The following is a 19,270-nucleotide window of genomic DNA, read 5'->3' as shown; positions in this document are numbered from 1 at the left end:
AGCGCACCCAAACGCCTGACCGGGCACAGCCACCACCTCACCACGACGGCCAGCGCACCCAAACTCCCGATCGGGCACAGCCACCGCCTCACGACGGCGCGTCACCGCCCCGAAACGGCGGGAGTGCTTTACGGCGTACCCCGCAAAGCTTCTGATCGTCTCCCGGTCACCGCCCGTCGTGGAACCGGCCTCCACGCTCCGCACCGGCACGCTCGCGAACACCGTCACCGACGGCTACGCAGCGCTACGGCACACTGCCGCAGTGAAGGACGTCGTCGGCGGTGACCAACCGGCGCACCGGTACCCGTAGGATCGCGGCGTGACCACGGCGCCACCTGAGACGACCAGCACCTCCGACCCCTCGGAGGAGGTGCGGAGGGCGGGGCTTCGCCGGGTCCCCGACCTGGTCCGGCGGCGTCTCGCGATCCTCGACGACTGGAAGGACCCGTACTCCTGGCTGGTCACCGTCAGCATCACGCTGACCGCGGCGATCCTGCGTTTCCAGGGACTCGCCAATCCCAAGGGGTACACCTTCGACGAGGTCTACTACCCGACCGACGCGTGGGACATGCTCACGTACGGTGTGGAGTGGGACGCGGAGAAGGATATTCCCGCGTACGTGGTGCACCCGCCACTGGGCAAGTGGCTGATCGCCCTGGGTGAGTATTTCTTCGGCAACGAGGAGTTCGGCTGGCGGGTGTCCGCTGCGGTCGCCGGCACGCTGATGGTGTTCGTCCTCGTCCGCCTCGCCTACCGGATGTTCCGGTCGATCGTGCTGGCCGGGGCGGCCGGTCTGCTGATGACGCTCGACGGGTTCCAGTTGGTGTTGTCCCGGACCGGGCTGCTGGACATCTTCCTCGGGTTGTTCCTACTGATGTCCTTCACGGCTCTGGTGATCGACCGCGACCACTACCGCCGGCGGCTGCTCGCCGTCGTCGAGGACCCGTTCACCGATCATGCCCGGATCGTGCCGTGGTGGCTGCTGACCAGCGGTGTCCTGTTCGGGTTGGCCTGCGGCGTCAAGTGGAACGCGCTGTTCTTCCTGCCGTTCTTCGGCGGGCTGGTGCTGTACTGGCGGTGGCAGGCCCGGATGTCCGCGGGACTGCGGCAGACCCTGGTGCGCGACCTCGGCTGGGGACTGCTGAGCGTGGCGATCAGTGCCGTGGTGTACCTGTCGACGTGGACCGGCTGGTTCGTCACCGACTACGGCTACTTCCGGCATTACCGGCTGGACAGTGGTCTGAGTGAGCCGCCGGTCCTCGGTGCTCTGCTGAACCTGGCGCACTATCACTCGGAGGCGTACAACTTCCACAGTGGGCTGGATTCGGCGCACCCGTATCAGTCGTGGCCGTGGCAGTGGCTGCTGCTCGGGCGCCCGGTCTCCTTCGACTGGGAGCGGCCGCCCGGCTGCGGCGCTGACCCGTGCGCCGCGGAGATCCTGCTTCTCGGCACGCCGGTCCTGTGGTGGTCGTTCCTGCCCGCGCTGGCCGCCCTGATCTGGCTGGGCATCGCCCGCCGCGACTGGCGTGCGTGGGCGATCCTGACCGGCGCGGGCGCGGGCCTGCTCCCCTGGTTCTACTTCGCCGTGGCCGACAGCCGGACGATGTTCTCGTTCTACGCGCTGCCGGCCCTGCCGTTCCTCATCCTCGCTGTGGTGTACGTGCTGGGCGCCGTCATGACCCCGGACAGCGGGATGGCCCGCGGCACCGACCGGACCGACCGCCAGTTGATCGGGGTGGTGGTCGCCGGGGTGTACGTCGCGGCGGTGGCGCTCTGCTTCGCCTTCTTCCATCCCGTGTTCGTGGGCGAGCCCATCCCGTACGAGGCGTGGCTCACCCGTATGTGGCTCGGCGGACGCTGGATCTGATGCGCCGGCGTCACTGCATCTGGGCGACCACCTCGTCCGCGTTCAGACGTCCCCGGTCGTCGGCCGTCCGGGTGCGCTGCGCCGGCGGGTCGGCCGGGCGGCGCCAGTGCCAGTCGGTCACGGCCTGGTAGGCGGCGACGACCGACAGCAGGCGGTCCTCGCCGTAGGGTTCCCCTCCCAGGATCGTGCCGACGGGTACGCCCGCCGCGCTGAACCCGATCGGGAACCCGATCTCCGGCAGGCCGAGGATGTCGAACGGCACCGGTCCGGTCTGCACCACCACGTCGCAGCGGTCGAAGATCTGGTCGAGGACCCGTTCGAGCAGGCGCTGTTTGGCCCGCTGGCCGGTGAGGAACTCGGTCGAGCCGAGCAGGGCGCCTTGCAGCCAGCCGGTCACGGATACGCCGAAGCCGCGCAGGTCGGTCCGCAGGAGCGGCAGGAACGGCTCGCTGCGTTCGGGCAGGCGCACGTTGTTGAACTCCGTGCCGGTCAGCAGCTCCCACTCGTCGGGCAGCGGCACGTCGACCAGCGAGATTCCGTCGACGCCGTCCAGCGTGGACAGGAAAACGCGGCGTTCGGTGCTGGTCGCGTACCCCGGAAGGACCCCGACCCTGGTCTTCCAGCGTGACCGGACGCGGCCTTTGACGGTGACCGGTGTCGCGGCGGTGACCAGGTCGGGCACGGGCGGGAGGCCCTGTGTGCGCGGGTCGGCCGGGTCCTCTCCGGCCATCGCGGTCAGCATGATCGCGGCGTCGCGGGCGTCGCGCGCCAGCGGCCCCGGGTGATCGCGGGTGTAGCTGAGCGGGATGATCCCGGCCAGCGACACCCGGCCCATCGTCGGTTTGAGGCCGGTCAGGTTCTGCGCGTTCGACGGCGCGGTGATCGAGCCGCCGGTCTGTGTGCCGGTGCCGGATGCGGCCATCCGCCCGGCGACTGACGTGGCGGTGCCGGTCGACGAGCCGCCGGGGTCCACCGTCGCGTCGCCGGGCGTCCATGCGTTGACGGTGGTGATCCGCCCGTCCGGGGTGGTCGCCCGGGTCGTGGCGAGCGGCCCCATCTGCGTCTTGCCCAGCACGATCGCGCCGTTCGCGGTGAGCCGCGTGACGGCGGTGGCGTCCCGCGGCGGCATGAAGTCCTGGAACAGGTAGGAGTTCGCGGTGGTCCGTACGCCCGCGGTCCAGTAGTTGTCCTTGATCGCCAGCGGGATCCCGTGCAGCGGCCCGGTGTGCTTCCGCCGGCCGGCGGCCTTCGCGGCGGCCCGCGCCTGCTCGGCGAGCACGGTGTTGAACGCCTGGTAGACGCCGTCGAACCGGCCGATCCGGTCCAGGTAGGCCTCGACCAGCGCGGCCGGTGTCAGCTTCCCGTTCTTGATCATCCAGGCGGCTTCGGCGACCGTCAGCTCGGTCGGATCGGCCATCGCCTCGGGCCGCGGCCGCAGGTAGGCGCCGGCACCGAACCGTGCCGGTCCCGCCGCCAGCGCAGACCCGGGGGTGGTCCAGGCCGTCGCCCCGGTCGCTGCGGCGGCGGACACCGCGAGGGTACGCGCCAGGAAGTCCCGCCGGTCCACTGTGCTCACCGCCGCCACTCCGTCCCGATCGACGGGTACAGCATCGGCGCGGGCTGCTGCCCCAGCGCCGGAACCGGGTCGAACTGATACCCGGCCAGCGTCCCGACGGTCCCCCGCACGAACGACCGCAGCGACGCGAGCACGGTCTCCCGCCCCGGCGACCCGGTCTCCGGATCCGGCGCGCTACCGGCGGGCAGCTGATCGAGGTCGATGCCGAGGGACGCCAGCCGAGCCCGGATCATGACATCCAGCTCCGCGTCCGTAGGTGGTTTCACAGCCATGGCGACCACCCTCGAGCTCCACTGTGTCCCACCGATGTCACCGTGATCACGTCCCGGTAGCCCGTCCGGGGTGGCCGGTCGCGCGGGGGCGGGTCAGGGGCTGAGGAAGACGACGCGGTTGCGGCCGGTGCGTTTCGCCTCGTAGAGGGCCTCGTCGGCGATCTTCGTCAGCTGGTCGGGGCCCGCGACCGCCGGCGGTCCGCCCGTCGTCACGCCGACGCTGATCGTGACGACGCCGCCGTCGGCGAGTTCGTGGGGTTCGGCCAGGGCGGCCACCGCCTCGCAGGCGCGTTCGGCGACGAGCAGCGCGTTCTCCGGGCCGGCGCCGGGCATCACGATGCAGAACTCCTCGCCGCCGTAGCGGGCCACCAGATCGGTCACCCGGACCGCGCCGCGCAGGGTTTCCGCGACCATTCTCAGACAGTCGTCGCCGCCCTGATGACCATAATGGTCGTTGTACTTCTTGAAGTTGTCGATGTCTATCATCGCGACGCCGATCGGTGACTGGGAGCGGCGGGAGCGCAGCCATTCCTCGTCGAGGAACATGGTCAGTTTGCGGCGGTTCGACAGGCCGGTCAGCGGGTCGGTCACCGCCAGCAGTTCGAGGCGCAGGTTCGCCTCGGCCAGTTCCTCGGTCCGTTCGGCGACTTTGCTCTCCAGCGACGCGTACAGGCGGGCGTTCTCCAGCGACACCGTCAGCTGGCCGGCGATCAGGCGCACCGCGTCCAGCCGGCCGATGGAGAAGGCCCGGCGGCTCAGCCGATTCTCCAGCAGCAGCATCGCCCGCGGCTGCCCGTGGCTGAGCACCGGCACCGCCAGCAGCGAGCAGTGTTCCAGGCCTTTCAGGTACGGGTCGCGGCCCACCCGGTCGTCCAGGGCCACATCCTCGACGAGCAGCGGCTCCCGGGTGCGTTCGGCGTAGCGGATCGCGGTCAGTGGCAGCAGGCCCTGGTGGGCGGCCTCCCCCACCGGGATCTCCGGGCGGTCGCCTTCGGCCGGCAGGGTCCAGCCGCCGGACAGATCATCCCAGAGGATCATGTGGACGACGGTGGCGCCGGTCAGCTGGCTCAGCACCTTGCGCACGCTGATCCGCAGCGTGTCCAGCGACGTCGCGGAGCTCAGTGCCCGGGCCGCTTCGAGGACCGCGATCAGGTCGATGTCCGCGCTGGACAGGTTCACGCTGTGGGTGCTGCCCACGCTGGCCCCCGCGGACGGGCCACGGGTGATCGGCACGTCGGCCAGCGCCGGGTACGCCCGCAGCATCGCCCGCACCTTCCCGGTGGCACCCCACGCCGCGTACCCCTGGAGGGCTTCGCCCAGCAGTCGTGTGCCGACCTGGTCCAGTTCGTGGTCGAGGTAGAACCGCCCGGCGCGTTCGAAGATCAGCGGCCGGTGCCAGGACGATCCGGTGGTCACCGCGTCGGACATCGCCGCGTCGTACGCGCTCACCGCCGCCGTGAAGTCGCCGTGCACCGCGGCCCGGGTCGCTTCGGCCAGCCGGTGCAGGTGGCGGAAGTTACCGGGGTGGCCGGCGGCGCGGGCGGCCAGGAAGTCGCGGCTGCGGTCCAGGTCGGCCAGGGCGCTCTCGTGCGGCGGCCCGAACACCGTGCCGGCCCGGACCTGCGCGGCGAGTACCGTCACCACGTTCCCGGTCACGGTGTTGTAGCTGCCCGGAATGGCCGCCAGCATCTCCGCCATCCGGGGGCCGTGCCGGGCCAGGGTCGCGTCGTCCCCGGCTATCGCGGCGACCAGGCAGCGCACGATCAGGTAGATGACGGTGGCCATCCGGTCGCCGGCCAGCCCGGCGAGGTAGGCGGGTTCGTCGGAGTCGTCGAACCCGTCCGCGCCGCGCACCGCCTTGATCATCTTGGCGAAGGCACCGAACGTGGCGGTCTCCCGGGCCGCACCGATCCGGTCGGCGAACGCCAGCGCCGCCTGCACCTCGTGGTCCAGCGCGTCCAGGTCGGCGCAGCCCACCATCTGTGCCACCGACGCGTAGTTGGTGTAGAGCGCGTTGCGCAGGTCACCGACGCGCAGCAGGCCGTCACGGGCCTCGTGGGTGTAGCGCACGGCCTGGTCCAGCGGCTCGAACCAGTGCGCGGTGAACGAACTGTGCAACCATTTCACGTGCGGGATGCCGCTCTCGTACCCGTGTGTCTCGCTGACCCGCAACACGTGCCGGACCGCCGTGTACGCGTCCCGGTAGTCGCCGTCGCCGCGGATGGTCACCGCACCGTGGTAGGCGAGCACCCCGGCGAGGGGTTCGCAGGTGCCGCCGGACGCCCACATCTCCGAGGCCCGGGCCACCAGCCAGCACATGATCTGCTGGTCGGTCAGGTAGGCGACCACGATCAGCCGTTTGATCAGGTGCGCGGAGGCGAGCATCCGGTGGTCGGTCATCTCCGGCAGCGCGGCGGCATCCCCGGCGCTCGCCATCCACGTCCGGAACGTGGTGAGCCCGGCGTCGATGCTCGCCGGCATCCGGTCGTCGGACGGCGGCACCAGCCCGAGCCGGCCGAGCATGCCGATGCCCAGGCGCAGCGCGTCGGCCAGCCGGCGGCGGGCGGTCAGGGTGCTGACCTGCTCGGTCACCGGGCCGGCCAACCACACCGGCGACGCGGCGGCCGCCACGATCTCGTCGAACAGCAGGTCGGCCTGGATGAAACGGCCGAGCGCGCAGAGCGCCGCATGCCAGTCCGCTCGCGCGGCGGCGTACCCCGCATCGGTTTTCGTCAGCAGACGCAGCGCGGTCGCGAGATAGAGCTCGGCCCCCGCATGGTTGGCGAGCCGCCGGGCCGCGTGCGCGGCCCGGCGCAGGAGATCTGCCGCCGCCTGCGTCTCCCCGTCCCGCGCCTCTCCGGGTACGAGCAGAGCACCGGCCCCGGCCAGGTAGTGCGGCGCCGCCGCGATCGTCGACAGCGGCCCGTCCGCGAGCCGCCGCGCGATGGTGAGGCTCAGTTCGGCCCGTTCGGTCACCGCCATCCGCTCGAACGCCGCCTGCTGCACCCGGTCGTGCCGGAACCGCGCCGCGTCCTCGTGCACGACCAGCAGACCGTCGTCGACCGCGGGACGCAGCACCGTCCCGATCACCGCCGGTTCGCAGCCGCTCGCCACCGCCACCAGTTCCGGTCCCGGTTCGGCGCCCAGGCAGGCCATCACCGCGACGAGTTCCCGGGTCCGCGGCGGCAGCGCGTCGATCCGCGCGCCGAGCAGGTCCACCACGTCGCCGCTGCCGACGAACCGCCGCACCTGTTCGGTGTCCCACCGCCAGCCGGCGCCGTCCGGCACCAGATCACCCTCGCGGCGCAGCGCGTTGATCAGTTCGGCGGTGTCGAACGGGTTCCCCCCGGTCCGTTCCCCGAGCACCGCCGCGAGCGGCGCGGCCTGCGGCACCGGCAGCCGCAGCATCTCCGCGACCAGCGTGGCCAGGTCGTCGGCGCCCAGGTTGTCCAGGTGCACCTCGCCGGAGGTCCCCCGGTCGCGGCGCACCCGGGCCCGCACCGCGCTCAACGGGTGCGTCTCGTCGACGTCCTCCTCCCGGTAGGCCCCCAGCACCAGCAGCCCCGGCAGGTCGTCGCGGCCCAGCACGTCGTCGAGGAACCGGTAGGTGCCCGGCGCCGCCCACTGCAGGTCGTCGACGAACAGCACGACCGGATTGTCCGGCCCGGCCACCGTCCGCAACAACGCCAGCGCCACCAGCCGGCTCCGGGCGAACACCTCCTGCGGGTCGGGCACGGCATCCTGCGGTGTCACCTCCTCACCGAACAGCGCCCGGAACGCCGGCATCGTCGCGGCCAGCATCCGGTGATCCGGGCCGAGCGCCTCGCGCAGCTGCCCGCGCATGTCGTCGACCACATCGTCCGGTTCGGCCAGCAGCAGCGTGCCGAGCTGGTTGAACGCCTCCGCCAGCGCGTCCGCCCGATCCTGCTGGAACTGGTCGAACTTGCCGTGCACGAACCGCCCGCCGGCCGCCGCCACCGCCGGGCGCAGCCGCTCCACCAGGGCGGTCTTGCCGACGCCGGGCGGTCCGGTGATGAACGCCAGCACGCTGCGCCCGGCCAGCGCCTCACCGAGCAGTTCGTGCAGCGCGGCCAGCTGGGCACGGCGGCCGATCAGCCGCGACGGCGGGGCCAGGCGGATCGGGAAGTCGCGGACACCCAGCCGGAAACCGTCCGGGTTGCCCCGGGCCCAGCGGTCCCGCAGCAGCGCCAGGTCGTACGCCAGACCCTCCCCGCTCTGGTAACGCCGGTCCGGCTCCTTGTGCAGCAGCCGCATGACGATCTCGGACAGCCCGGTCGGCAGACGCGGGTCCCGTTCGGCCGGGGCCGCCGGCAACCGGGCCAGGTGATCGTGGATCAGGCTCAGCGGATCCCGGTCCCGGCCGAACGGCGGAGCACCGGTGGCCAGCTCGTACAGGGTGGCGCCGAGCGCGTACAGGTCGGCGCGGTGATCGACCGGGCGGCCGGTGCGGCCGGTCTGCTCCGGCGCCAGGTACGGCAGGGTGCCGGCCATCCCCTCCTCCGGCCGCAGCGCACCCCGCTCCTGCGCGGGCAGCACCGCCAACTCGAAGTCGATCAGGGTGGGCCGGTCGTCCGCGCCGATCAGGATGTTCGCCGGGCTGACGTCACGGTGCACCACCCCCCGCCGGTGCACCCCGGCGAGCACCTCGGCCAGGCCGTGCGCCAGGTCGATCAGAGCGCCGGCGGGCCACGGGACGGGCAGCCCGGACAGGACACGGGCGGGCGCATGCCGCAACGTCAGGACACCCCGCGGCGCGTCGTCGCCGATCAGGTGCGGAGTGCCGGGCACGCCCCGGAGCAGCCGCAACGCGGCCAGTTCGTTACGCAGTCGCTCGGCGGCACGGGGGCCCAGCGGGCGTTTGCGGACCACCCACCCGCCGTCCTCGGCACGCACCCGGGCGACGTGGGTACGGTCGCTGTCGTACAGCACCTCTTCCGCACCGTCGGACCCCACTACCTTCGCATCGGCAGGCCCCGCCCCGGCGATGAGGCCTTCCCCTCGACGGACCCGGCTGCGGCGACGAGGCCTGCCCTTTGGCGGGCCCGGCTCCGGCGGCATCGGCGGACCCGGCAGCGTCGGCGGGCCCGGCGGGCCCGGCTCCGGTGGCATCGGCGGACCCGGTCCCGGCGATGAGGCCGGAACCGGGTCCATCGTCGGGTCAGGACCAGGACTTGGTCCAGAGCGCCCGATCAGTTCCGGCCACGAAGACCTCGATCTGGCCGAATCCGGGTGACACGGCGCCCGGGCCCTGGTTGTTCTGGATCCGGCCGTCGAGGGACTCCCATTCGTACCACCGGTCGTCGTCCCAGGCCCGGTGCCACAGGGCGCCGTCGGTGCCCCGGCCGAACAGGTCCAGCCGGCCGCCACCCCAGCTCGCTACGGCCGGCGACGACGTCAGCACGCCGCCCTGGGTGTCCCAGCTGTTCCAGCGGTTGTCGTCGTACGCCCGATGCCAGGCCGCATTGTCGGTGCCCCGCACGAACACGTCGATTCGCCCGTAACCCCACGACACGGCCGCCGGCCCGGAGGTCAGCACCCCGCCCAGCGACTGCCAGTCGGTCCACCCGCCCCGGGTCCAGCGCTTGGTCCACAGCGCGTTGTCGGTGCCGCGGACGAACACGTCCAGCCGGCCCGGACCCCAGCTGGCCGCGGCCGGCTCCGAGGTCAGTACCCCGCCGAGCGACTCCCAGTCGGTCCACTGGTCATTGTCGGACGTCCGGTGCCAGAGCGCGTTGTCGGTGCCCCGCACGAACACGTCGATCCGCCCGTCGTCCCAGGAGACCGCGGCGGGCGCCGAGGTCAGCACCCCGCCCCGGGACTGCCAGCCGGACCAGTTACGTCCCTGCCGGGACTTCTGCCAGAGCGCGTTGTCGGTGCCGCGGACGAACACGTCCACCCGGTTACGTCCCCAGGACGCCGCCGCCGGGCCGGACGTCAGCACGCCGCCCAGGGATCGGTAGTCGGACCAGTCCGCAGGTCTCTCCTGATTCGCTCGCCTTTCCTGACTCGTCGCGGGCGCTCTCGTCACGAGCCCACTTGCCGCCTGCTCTCGTGCCGTCTGCTCTCTTGCCGCCAGCGCGGGCGACGGTACCGCCGCCGTGCCGAGGCCGAGAGCAACCACCGCGAGCATCGCCCCCATCTTGATACGCATCACTTCCTCCTCACGTTTCCGCAGGTCGAACAGCGCCTGCACTAGATCACGCGAGACGCCCACACCGGCGTGGTTCAGCTGCGCGCAGAAGGACGGCGTGTTTCGTCCCTCGTAGTCCGGGAAGGGAACCCATGTACCGTCAGCGACTTTCTGAGGAGAATCCCCCATGACAGGCAACGAGCACGAGGTCAACCGCAGCGCCCGGTCCGGCCAGTTCGTCAAGGAGAGCACCGCCGAACGCGACCCCCGCCACACGACCACCGAGCAGGTGGGCGGTGAGTCGTCCACCGACGACGCGGATCGCGAGATCCACCGGAGCGCAAGCACCGGCCGGTTCGTCACCGAGACGACGACGGAGCTGCACGCGTCCACCACCGAAACCCAACACCGCTGACCCCCACCCGGGTACGCCCGGCTCCTCCGCCCTGGATGATCGAGTCCTGAGTCGTTGCCGGCCGATGGTCGTACGCGATGAGCGATCGCGGGTTGGGCACGTCGATGCCGGTGTCGCGTCCCCGGCGTTCGGCATGTATCCGGACTTCGCACACGACCCCATCTGACCTGCGCTGACTACCTGAAGTGCTGGATCTTGCATGCGGTCTGACCAGCGACTATGCGGCATGTGCGAAAGACGGGGCTAGACACGTTTCGTGGTCAGGGTGCGAAGCCCATCCGCGTGGTGATTACGGGCGCGCAGGACGCCCCAATTCACCACACCCGTGGCGGTGTGGTGATTACGGGCGTGCTGGGCGCCCGAAGTCACCACGCTGTTGTGGGTGTGGTGAATTCGGGCGCGCTGGGCGCCTGAAGTCACCACGCTGTTGTGGGTGTGGTGACTTCAGGCGTGCTGAACGCCCGAAATCACCACAGAGGCAGACCCTGACTGCGAAAAGTGTCTAGAGGTGTTAGGGCTGCGGGGCCGGCGGCGTGAACGAGGCGGGGGCGCACGCCGGGTGCAGGGCCAGCAGCACGCCGCCGGTGATGACCCGCAACTGCTCGACCTGGGGGGCGGTCAGGTGGCGGAACAGGTTCTCGTGGAGGGCCGCGTAGTACCCGGGCAGGCAGGCCTCCACCTTGGCCCGGCCGAGGGGCGTGATCGCGGCCAGGGTGAAGCGGGCGTCGCGCGGGTCGGGGCGGCGCTCCATCAGGCCCTGTTTCTGCAGGCGGGTGGCGATGCGGGACAGGTGGGAGGGCGTGACGCTGGCGGTGCTGGCCAGGTCGCCCATGGTGCAGGTGCCGTCGTCGCTGAGGTGCAGCCACCACAGGGTCTGGAAGTCGCTGTGGCTGAGGCCGGACTCTCGCAGGTGTGCGTCGAGGGCGGCGGGCAGCCAGATCATCACACCGAGCAGGGAGCTCCATGTCTCCAGCTCGACGGGGGTCAGATCGTCCCGGCTCACGGCGGCGACGCTAACACGAGTTCGTTTCCGCGGAAAGTAATCCGGATAACACTTGCCGCGGAAAGTATCTCGACGTTACGTTACTTTCCATGGAAACTATGCGAGCCGCACGCTTTCACGACTACGGATCCACCGACGTCCTCGTCATCGAGGAGGCCCCCCAGCCGCACGCCGGCCCCGGCGAGGTCCGCATCAAGGTGGCCGCGGCCAGCGTGAACCCGGTCGACTGGAAGATCCGGATGGGTGCGGTCCGTGACTACTTCCCGGTCGAGTTCCCGGCGATTCCGGGCCGGGACGCGGCCGGCGTCGTGGACGAGATCGGCGACGGCGTCACCGGCGTCACGGTCGGTGACCGGGTCTTCGGTCTGGGCGGGCTCTTCGGTGGCTCCGCGGAGTACGCGGTCCTGTCCGCCTGGGCCCCGGTGCCGGACGCCTGGACCGACGAGCAGGGCGCGGCGGCCGGCCTCGCGGTGGACACCGCGGGCGCGGCGCTCGACGCGCTCGGCGACGTGTCCGGCCGCACGATCCTGGTGGAGGGCGCGGCCGGCGGCGTGGGCAGTGCGGCGGTCGCCCTCGCGGTGTCCCGCGGCGCGACCGTGATCGGCACGGCCAGCGCGGGCAAGCACGACTACCTGCGCTCACTGGGTGCGGTGCCCACCACGTACGGCGAAGGCCTTGCCGCCCGGGTCAAGGAACTCGCGCCGAACGGGGTGGACGGCGTCGTCGACACGGCCGGCCTCGGTTCGCTGCCGGACCTGGTCGGCATCGCCGGGGACGCGTCCCGTGTGGTGACGGTCGCCGACCACCTGCGCGCCGAGGGTCTGGGCGTACGCCACCTCAGTGCGGGCAACAACCCGGCCCTGCTGGCCGAGGGTTCGGCTCTGGGCGCCCGCGGCGGCTGGGCTCCCAGCATCGCCGCGTCGTTCCCGCTGGAGCGGATCGCCGAGGCGCACGACCTGTCCGCACAGGGCCGGACCCAGGGCAAGATCGTCGTCACCCCCTGAGGCCACTGAGGAACCTGAGGCCCCGGAGGCCACTGAGGAACTCTGAACACCGGGCAGGCCACGGGGGCGCCCTCCCGTGGCCGATCATGGCATCGACGGTCGTTGACCTCCGGCAGCGCCCGGCCCTAGGTTGGCCGGATGAGACGCTTTGCTGCGGCCGCCGCGTTTCTGCTGCTGGCAGGATGTGGCGGCACGGGGGACAGGGACGACGACGCCGGGAAGCGGGACAAGGTCGCCGTCGGGGTCATCGCGATCGTCGACGTGGCGCCGATCTATCTCGGACAGGCGCAGGGATTCTTCGGGCAACAGGACATCGACCTGACACTGACCACGGCGCAGGGCGGCGCGGCGATCGTGCCGGGCGTGCTGAGCGCCGAGTTCCAGTTCGGGTTCAGCAACACGATCTCGCTGCTGCTGGCCCAGGGACGGAACGTGCCGATCAGGGTGGTGGCGAACGGCAACAACTCCACCGGGGACGCCGCGAACGACTTCGGCGGGCTCTACGTCCGGGCGGACAGTCCGATCCGGTCGGCCAAGGACCTCGGCGGGCGGACCGTCGCGGCCAACACGCTGAAGAACATCACCGAGACGACGGTCAAGGCGACCGTCAAGAAGGCCGGCGGGGATGCGAGCGCCGTCCGCTTCACCGAACTGGCGTTCCCCGACCAGGTGCCGGCGTTGCAGGCCGGGCGGGTGGACGCGATCTTCGTGGTCGAGCCGTTCCAGCAGGCGGCCATCGCGGCCGGGGCGCGGCGCATCGCCTCCCCGTACGCGGAGGCCGCACCGAACCTGACCGTCGCGATGTACTTCACCTCGCAGCAGCTGATCGCGGAGGACCCGGAGCTGGTCACACGGTTCACGACCGCGATGCGGCAGTCGCTGGCCTATGCGGACACGCATCCGGACGAGGTCCGGGCGGCGCTCGGCACGTACACGAAGATCAGCCCGGAGACACGGGACGCGCTGGTGCTGCCGCGCTGGCCGGTCGAGGTGAACCGCGGGTCGGTGACCGAACTCGGGCGGCTGGCGAGGGAGGACGGTCTGCTCACCGCAGAGCCGGATCTGACCGCGCTGCTCCCCGGATCCTGACCACGTCGGCGAGGGCGACCAGGCGGGCGGTCAGCCGGTCCGGGTCGAGCGGACCGGGGTCGTCGCCCGCCAGCCACTCGCTGACGATGGTCCCGGCGCCGCCGGTGACGAACGCCCGCAGGTCGTGGATCACCGCCGGGTCGAGGTCGCCGAAGGCGCCCCGCAGCCCGTCGGGGGTGATCAGCGCGCCGAACAGTTCGTGCAGCACCCGGGTCATCGCGAACGCGCACGAGCCGGTCAGCATGGCCCGGTAGAACTCCCGGTACCCGGCGAAGTGCCGGGCCATGGCCAGCATCCGCACCCGCATCGGCTGATCAGGATCGGCCAGGGCCGGGAGCAGCTCGCGTTCCACCAGGTCCGCCGCGGCCGCCACCAGCAGGCCGTCGCGATCACCGAACTGCAGATAGACGAGCTGCCGGCTGACCGTCGCGGCGTCGGTGAACACGCCGACCGGCACGGCGGTGGTGCCGGCTTCGGTGACCAGTCGCACCGCGGCCGCCATCAGCGCGGACCGGTTGCGCAGCGCTCGGCGGTCCTGTCGTTCTTCCATCACCGCAACATTAGACAGTTGTCAAAAGCGGTCGATGCTGTTTTCGAGTTCGGCGTCCCCGAGGGTGGCGAGGTGGTCGCGTGGTGACATCTCCTCGCTGTTGACCGCGTCCGGGTCGGCACCGGCCTCGGCGAGCGCCACCAGCAGGGCGGCCGGTCCCCGGTTGTCGACGGCGTAGTGCAGCGGCGTGTTCCCGTCGCGGTCCCGGGCGTTGACGTCGAGCCCGGCCGCGATCAGCCGCGGCAGCAGCATCGCCGGATCGAAGGCGACGATCCAATGCAGGAGGGTACGCCCGTGCGGGTCCTTCAGCTGCGGGTCGAGGCCCTCGTCCAGCAGGGACAGGACGACACCGGTGCCGCCGTGGATCATCCGCTGCCAGAGGTCGTCGCGGTGCCGCTGGAGTTCGGGTGGCAGCAGGTCGTGGGCGCCGTCGGACCACGCCTGGTCGAGGGCGAAACAGCCGGTGACCTCGCCGCGGAGGGCACGCAGGGTCCGTTCGCGCTGCTGTTCGGCGGGCGTGTGCGCGCAGAGTTCGAGGCAGCCGAGACGCACGCCGACCTCGTGATCACCTTCCTGGCAGGGCACCCGCACCGTGTCCGCCGGGGCGGCCTCGACCACCCGCACCGCCGGTCCGGAGGTCGAGGGGATGTCGCGCGCCAACGGGTGCAGGTCATCGGGTGTCAGGAGACCGCGGGCGATCAGGTCGTGGTCGAGGGAGTAGCGGAACTGGTCCGGTTCCAGGCGGGGCAGCAGGCGTTCGGGCGGGTTGCGGCCCAGCCCGCAGGACTGCCAGGACACGCCGATCCGCGCGTCGGTCACGTCGAGGCGCAGGAACCACCAGGCGTCCACCCACAATGCCCAGGTCGTGGAGTCGCACCGGCTGCTGAGCCACCGCACGTCGCGGGCCAGCCGCACCGGGTCGACGGCCGACATGACCGGGCCGTTCTCGTAGCGGGGCCAGTGTTCCTCCGGGTCGTCGGTGACCACGAGCCCGGCCTCGCCGAAGGCCGCCGCCAGGGTAGGCGCGTTCTGCACCCGAAGACGGTCGTTCCCGGGCACCCCGAGATGGTCACCAGTGGCCGACCATTGGTGGGCGGGGACCGGCAGGCAGCCGTCGCAACTCCGGGACGCCGCGAGGGTGAGGCGTTGCGAGCCGAGCCGGGACCGCGCCGTCTGCACGGTCAGGAACACACCCGACGGTTCGTCGGGGATCAGGGCGTACCGGCGGTCGCGGACCAGGGTGTGGTATCCGTCGAGGATCCGCGGAAGGTGCCATCGGAGCAGGTCGGGCGCGAGGTCGGCGGCGGCCTTCTCGGCCTCGCCGGCCAGGTCGTCGTCGAGGGCGTCGAAGGCGATGTCGTAGCGGGCGGCGGCACAGGCGGCCCGCCAGTCGCCGCGTTCCCGGGCTTCGGCACAGGCCGCGATCATCGATGCGGGCACCGCGTATCGGCGGATTCTCTCCCAGGCCGCGAGATCGCTCATACCTTCCATGTTTACCGGAAAGGTGCGCGGGGCCGGCATCGACCGGCCCCGCGCATCGTCAACGAACGGTCGTGCTGAACGGGGTGACGGTCACCTTGTCGATCAGCGGGGCGTACGCCGACCGCAGCAGCACGTCCGGCCAGTCGTCCGAGGCGTAGGTGGTGCCGTCGAAGTTGGGCAACTCCTGCGAGCGGAACGACAGGGTGTTGCCGCCCTTCTCGAGGGTCACCGGCACGGTCAGCTCCCAGAAGTTGTCGTCGTGGAAGCTGTGCGGGAACAGCACCCGGGTGGCCGTTCCCCCGTTGACCGACAGGTCGGCGTGCCGGGCCAGCGGGTCCGGGTTGTAGTGGGTGGCCACCGCCTGTTCCGGGTTGGAGTACCGGATCCGCAGGGCGTAGGTGCCGGCCCGTGCCGCGGTCACCGGGAACGTCAACGTGTTGCCGTTGCCGGGAAGTCCACCCACACCGGTGACGGCCTTCGTCCCACTGGCGAGTGGCTTCGTCACCACCGACGCGGTGCCGCCCACCGTGGCGTTCTCGGCCTCCAGGACGGTCAGCGGCAGCCTGCCGGCGGACGGCCGCACGTCGAGCCGGTCGATCCGGGTGCCCTTCGCGGTGCCGGTCACCACGACCTTGTTGACGCCGCCGGAGAGCGAGACGGCGGCCTTCGGGGACGTGGTGATCCCGTTGACGGTGACACGCACCGAGCCGCGGTCCACGGCCAGGTCGAGCAGCGCCTCCGCGTCGGCCTTCGCGTAGACCCAGAACGTCGCCGTCCCGCCCCTGCCGAGTTCGGCACCGGCGTGTCGCTGGTAGAACGGTTTCGCGCGGGCCAGGTCGGCCAGTTCGGCCTCGTAGGTGGCGGCCGGGCGGGGCAGGGCGAGGGTGATCCGGTCGAGGATCGCGTCGCCCTCGGTGCCCCGGGTGCCGTCGAGACTGCGGGCCGCCAGCGAGATCGTGTGCCGGCCGGCGGTCAGGTCGACCGTCGTGTCCGCGTGGTCCCAGACCACCCATTTGTAGCCGAGCGGCAGGAACAACTCCTGTTCGGCGGCGCCGTCCACGCGTACGAAGATATTGGTCGGCCCTTGGTCCTTGACGAGGTCGTAGGTGTTCAGCGAGTTGGCGAAGACGCTCAGGTCGTAGGTGCCGGTGGTGGGCACGTCGACGGTGAAGTCGAGCACGCCGTCGCTGCCGGTCCGCAGGCCGCCCACGTCGTATCCGCCCGAGGTGTAGAACTTCGACACGTCCGACGGCGAGCCCTCCGGGCCGTTGCGACTGTAACCGCTGCCGGTGTAGCGGGCGTCCTCCGCCTCGTAGGATCCCTGCCAGGTGGCGGGAGACCCGGCGGTCCGGTCGCTCTTCCCGGCGGGGCTCACCACGATTTCGTACGCGGAAGCCTCCGTCAAGCGGTCGAACTCCATCACGACCGATCCGTCGACGACCGTGAGGTCCTTGTCGGCGAGGAGTCGCGGCTGGGCCGAGTCGCCGATCTGCCCGGTCCACGGGATCTCCCGGATCCAGGCGTGCACCTTCTTGCCGAAGGATGTCGGCACGTCGTCGAAGCGGATGTATCCGGCACTCGACGCCCCGCCGAAGATCAACCGCGCCTGCTTCTTGGCGGTGTCGAGACTGGCCACTCCCTGCAGCGTGTAGTTCTGCCCGGGGAACGGCGGCGACACCTTGACGGTCTGGCCGGTCATGCTGCCGTACGCGTTGAACAGCCACCACTGCCCGTTGCCCCGGTTGGCCTGCACCGCCGAATCAGACAGGTTGCCGTCGATGTTCCAGTACGCGATGTCCGCGTCGACCTTGGACTCCTCGATCGCCGAGATCCACTGGATCATCTGGCCGGGCACGCTCGTGTGGTAGTTGAAGGCGTACTCGTTGATGTTGATCGGCAGGTGCTCGCCGGGCAGCAGCTCGGCCTCCCACGCCCGGTACTTCGCGACCGACTCGCGGACCGCCTCGGGGTGGCTCAGCTCGTGCCAGGTGATCACGTCGGGCAGTGTTCCGGCCGCCAGTGTGTGCGTCAGGAAGCCCTTGACCTGGTCATACAGGATGCTGGTGTTGGGCCCGGCGATCCGCGCGTCCGGGATCCGGCTCTTGATGATCTCGTGGACGTCGTCCCAGGCCTGCAGATAGTCGTCCGGGTCGCTGAGCCAGCTGACCCGGTTGTAACTCCACTCGCCGGTGCCGAACATGTTGCCCTCGGGCTCGTTGAACGGCACGAAGACGATGTTGTCGCGATACTCCGGCTCCAGGGTGAGCACCTGCTCGACCTGCTTGACGATCTTCTGTTTGAAGAGGTCGAGCTTCTCCTGCGGGGTGCTGCCCGGCCACTGGTACGGGAATCCGCGGTGGATGTCGGTCATGTAGATGTAGACGTCGCCGTCGGTGCTGTCGGCGAGCGGCTTCACCACCTCGAGGGCGTCCGCACCGGGGTGCTGCGGTCCGTCCTGCGCCTTGGTCGACACGGTCCGCAGGTGCATGCCCTCGATCAGGTTGTTCGTCGGGACACCGTCGCCGTACAGGCCGTAGAGCGTGCCGGCCGCGCCACCGTGGAAGTCGCCGGTGGTCTCGCCGAGGTCGACGATCAGCTCGCCCTCGCGGACCACGGTCACCGTGGCGGTCACGGTCCGGCCGGCCACGACGCCGTTCACGCTGAAGGTGCCGCGCTGGGCGTACCGCGCAGGGTCGACGGCGTCCCAGGTGATCGGGACGTCCCGGTCGTAGCCGTCGCTGAACGTGCCGCGGACCGCGGCCGGCAGCGTGGGCGCCGTCCCGATGGTGGTCCGCACGTCGAATGCGGTCTGGCTGATCCCGGTGGCGGTGGGCGGTGTCGCACCGTAGTCCTCGGCGACCTGGTCGGCGGTGAGCGCCGTGCCGTAGACGCGGAAGTCGTCGACCGCCCCGTCGAAGAGCGGGTCCTGGTAGAACGAGCGTCCGATGTACCCGGCGTGCGGGGTGCTCGCGTCGACGAGTTGGGCCGGGGTGATCGTGGTGGCCGCCGACGACACCTGCGCGCCGTCCAGGTAGCCGGCGATCCGTCCGCCGCCGAGTGTCACGGTCAGCGTCTTCCAGGAGTTCGCGGGCAGCGCCGCCACCCCGGTGACCTGGGCCTCCGCTCCGCCGCCGCCGGTGGTGACCGAGCTCCGCAGCCGGCCGTCGCCGTTGTACGGCGTACTGAACAGGTAGCGGGTGGTGTCCGTGCCGAGCGCGTAGATCCACTGCCAGGGCGCGGTGGTGCCGTCCCAGCGGATCCGGGTGGAGACGGTCAGCTCGGTGCGTCCCTGGAGTGCGCCGATCGGGATGCGGACGTACGCGCCGTCCGAGGTGGGACCGCCGCCGGGCAGTTGGACGGCGTGCCCGCCGGACGCGCCGTCGACCAGGGCGGCGGTGGAGCCGTTGACCAGGGCGCCGTCGAGTCCGTTGCCGGAGCTGTCGGTGATCACGCCGGTGCTGAGGTCGTCGGCGTCGAAGTCGTAGGCGAGCACCGGGACCGGGAGGTCCGCGGCGTGCGCGGGGAGGGCGGGGATGACGGGCAGCGCCACGATGACGGCCACGGTGAGCAAGCGTCTTCCGGGACTCATGTGTTCTCCATGTCGCGGGACGGTTGCGCGAACGTTACGGAGAGAGAACCACGCCCGTCAATGCCCTTCAGGAAATCGATTGCCGCCCACAACACCCCTCAGGGCGTGTTGAGTTGAGGCGCCACAGACGCCCAAAGTCAACACACTGCTTGGGCTGTGATGACTTCCGGCGCCGTGGACGCCCAAAGTCAACACACCGCTCGGGGTGTGGTGACTTCCGGCGCCGTAGACGCCCAAAATCAACACACCGCTCGGGGTGTGATGACTTCCGG

12 protein-coding genes are annotated in these 19,270 nt (G+C 71.0%); 4 read left to right on the top strand and 8 right to left on the bottom strand.

What is annotated here, in order from left to right; translation table 11 throughout:
* Positions 1-319: 319 nt before the first annotated feature.
* Positions 320-1,867 (top strand): dolichyl-phosphate-mannose--protein mannosyltransferase, encoded by a 1,548-nt coding sequence (locus WH85_RS32680; protein WP_045745927.1) that lies wholly within the window; start codon positions 320-322, stop codon positions 1,865-1,867.
* 10 nt (positions 1,868-1,877) lie between these two features.
* On the opposite strand, the gene WH85_RS32675 is transcribed toward WH85_RS32680, so the two are convergent.
* The 4 genes from WH85_RS32675 to WH85_RS32660 form a co-directional block, all read right to left on the bottom strand.
* Positions 1,878-3,443: an amidase gene (locus WH85_RS32675; protein ID WP_245674191.1), complete on the bottom strand. Its 1,566-nt coding sequence runs from the start codon at positions 3,441-3,443 to the stop codon at positions 1,878-1,880.
* Positions 3,440-3,715, bottom strand: a complete 276-nt coding sequence (locus tag WH85_RS32670) for a hypothetical protein (protein ID WP_045745925.1) — start codon at positions 3,713-3,715, stop codon at positions 3,440-3,442. The genes WH85_RS32675 and WH85_RS32670 overlap by 4 nt, the downstream gene beginning before the upstream one ends.
* A gap of 93 nt (positions 3,716-3,808) precedes the next feature.
* Complete coding sequence (locus WH85_RS32665; protein ID WP_169792513.1) at positions 3,809-8,665, bottom strand: diguanylate cyclase; 4,857 nt, start codon at positions 8,663-8,665, stop codon at positions 3,809-3,811.
* A gap of 229 nt (positions 8,666-8,894) precedes the next feature.
* Positions 8,895-9,887, bottom strand: a complete 993-nt coding sequence (locus WH85_RS32660; RefSeq protein WP_211275517.1) for a PLL family lectin — start codon at positions 9,885-9,887, stop codon at positions 8,895-8,897.
* 166 nt (positions 9,888-10,053) lie between these two features.
* Here WH85_RS32660 and WH85_RS32655 point away from each other — a divergent pair, with 166 nt between their 5' ends.
* On the top strand, positions 10,054-10,281 hold the full coding sequence (locus tag WH85_RS32655; RefSeq protein WP_045745924.1) for a hypothetical protein: 228 nt from the start codon (positions 10,054-10,056) through the stop codon (positions 10,279-10,281).
* A 511-nt stretch (positions 10,282-10,792) separates the two neighbouring features.
* Here WH85_RS32655 and WH85_RS32650 read toward each other — a convergent pair.
* Complete coding sequence (locus WH85_RS32650) at positions 10,793-11,284, bottom strand: MarR family winged helix-turn-helix transcriptional regulator (RefSeq protein ID WP_045745923.1); 492 nt, start codon at positions 11,282-11,284, stop codon at positions 10,793-10,795.
* A 98-nt stretch (positions 11,285-11,382) separates the two neighbouring features.
* On the opposite strand from WH85_RS32650, the gene WH85_RS32645 reads away from it, so the two are divergent.
* A complete protein-coding gene (locus WH85_RS32645; protein WP_045745922.1) occupies positions 11,383-12,288 on the top strand; it encodes an alcohol dehydrogenase catalytic domain-containing protein in 906 nt (301 codons plus the stop codon).
* A gap of 138 nt (positions 12,289-12,426) precedes the next feature.
* A complete protein-coding gene (locus WH85_RS32640; RefSeq protein ID WP_045745921.1) occupies positions 12,427-13,377 on the top strand; it encodes an ABC transporter substrate-binding protein in 951 nt (316 codons plus the stop codon).
* Here WH85_RS32640 and WH85_RS32635 read toward each other — a convergent pair.
* Genes WH85_RS32635 through WH85_RS32625 form a run of 3 tightly spaced genes read right to left on the bottom strand, consistent with a single transcriptional unit; the run spans position 13,334 to position 18,998 of the window.
* Positions 13,334-13,927 (bottom strand): TetR/AcrR family transcriptional regulator, encoded by a 594-nt coding sequence (locus tag WH85_RS32635; RefSeq protein ID WP_045745920.1) that lies wholly within the window; start codon positions 13,925-13,927, stop codon positions 13,334-13,336. The two genes, WH85_RS32640 and WH85_RS32635, sit on opposite strands and share 44 nt — an antisense overlap.
* A 21-nt stretch (positions 13,928-13,948) precedes the next feature.
* Positions 13,949-15,409, bottom strand: coding sequence for an ankyrin repeat domain-containing protein (locus WH85_RS52455; protein WP_157411357.1), 1,461 nt, complete (start codon positions 15,407-15,409; stop codon positions 13,949-13,951).
* Between the two features lie 58 nt (positions 15,410-15,467).
* Positions 15,468-18,998, bottom strand: a complete 3,531-nt coding sequence (locus tag WH85_RS32625; RefSeq protein WP_045745918.1) for a LamG-like jellyroll fold domain-containing protein — start codon at positions 18,996-18,998, stop codon at positions 15,468-15,470.
* Positions 18,999-19,270: the final 272 nt, after the last annotated feature.

The sequence above is a fragment of the Actinoplanes rectilineatus genome (genome assembly GCF_000962825.1).
In the GTDB taxonomy this organism is placed as follows: domain Bacteria; phylum Actinomycetota; class Actinomycetes; order Mycobacteriales; family Micromonosporaceae; genus Actinoplanes; species Actinoplanes rectilineatus.
The sequence above is the reverse complement of the archived record's forward strand: the minus strand, read 5'-3'. Positions and strand labels throughout refer to the sequence as shown.